The sequence below is a fragment of the Klebsiella sp. 18074 genome, assembly GCF_902705905.1.
Lineage (GTDB): Bacteria > Pseudomonadota > Gammaproteobacteria > Enterobacterales > Enterobacteriaceae > Klebsiella > Klebsiella terrigena.
The window spans coordinates 1-1,329 of record NZ_CACSIS010000086.1 but is presented as its reverse complement, the minus strand read 5'-3'; the positions used below and the strand labels follow the sequence as shown (position 1 = coordinate 1,329).

Annotated in this window: 2 protein-coding genes; both read left to right on the top strand. The window is 52.1% G+C overall.

Annotated elements, in window-relative coordinates:
• On the top strand, nt 1-262 hold a 262-nt coding region (locus GVK32_RS28620; protein WP_227697937.1), incomplete at its 5' end, for a transposase.
• Nucleotides 259-1,293: an IS3 family transposase gene (locus tag GVK32_RS28615; protein WP_227697938.1), complete on the top strand. Its 1,035-nt coding sequence runs from the start codon at nt 259-261 to the stop codon at nt 1,291-1,293. The genes GVK32_RS28620 and GVK32_RS28615, both read left to right, overlap by 4 nt.
• The last annotated feature ends 36 nt before the right edge of the window (nt 1,294-1,329 follow it).

Sequence of the window (1,329 nt, the reverse complement as noted above, 5' to 3'; positions counted from 1 at the left end):
CGCCACACTCAGTGAGGCCGAAATCGCGGAATACTGTCGTAAAAAAGGACTTTATCCTGAACAGATTATTCAGTGGAAACAGGGTTTTATGCAGACTGAAAACCCTGATGATAAAGCCGCGCTAAAACAGAGTCAGAAAAAAATTAAGCAGCTGGAAAAAGAGCTGCTCCGTAAGGAAAAAGCCCTCGCGGAGGCGGCAGCCATACTGGTGCTGCGAAAAAAGCTCACGGACTACTACGGGGAAACCGACGAGGACGACTGACCCCTGAAGGTGAACGACAGCAGTTTATTCTCTGGATAAATGAAGCGGTAACCTCGGGTGCACGCCGGGCCATTGCCTGCCGGGAAGTTAACATCAGTCTGCGTACCTGGCGACGATGGGTGAATAATCCGCGTGACCAGAGACCTGAGGTATCCAGGCCTGAGCCCTTTAACCGGCTCAGTCAGGAGGAAGAAACCCGGATCAGGGCTATCTGCCATGAACCGGAATATGCCAGTCTGCCACCGTCACAAATCGTGCCGCGTCTGGCCGATAAAGGTATTTACCTGGCCAGTGAGTCAAGCTTCTATCGGGTGTTGCGTCGCTCAGGTGAAGTTCATCGCAGAGGACGTCAAACACGGCAGCAGAAGGTGTCAGCCCCGACAACCTTTATAGCGTCCGGGCCTTGTCAGGTGTGGTCGTGGGACATCACCTGGCTACCCTCAGTAGTGCGTGGTCGCTGGTTTTATCTGTATATGATACTCGACCTGTACAGCCGGAAAATTACCGGGTATGAAGTCTATGAGACGGAAAGTGGTGAACAGGCTGCGGCGCTGATGCAACGTAGCGTAATACGGGAAGGCTGCTGGCGTCAGCCCCTGGTGTTACATGCTGATAATGGTGCGGCGATGAAATCGCAGACACTGCAGATGAAACTGCATGAACTCAATATCACTGCGTCTCACAGCCGACCACGGGTGAGTAATGATAACGCCTATGTGGAGTCACTGTTCCGAACCCTGAAATATGTCCCGAAATGGCCATCATCTGGCTTTAAAACACTGGAAGAAACACGAGTCTGGGTGAATAAATTTACCCGGTGGTATAACGAAGAACATCGTCACAGCGGGATACGCTATGTCACGCCAGCAGAACGGCATAGTGGTGAAGACAGGGCTCTGCTGAAACGGCGGGATGAACTGTATCGTCAGGCACAAAAAGCACATCCTGAGCGCTGGTCAGGGAAGACAAGAAACTGGCAACCGGAAGGCCCGGTAACGTTGAATCCGGAACGGGAAAAACAGGCGGCTTAAATTAACCAAGGGTGCCAACTACCTTGACACTTACCG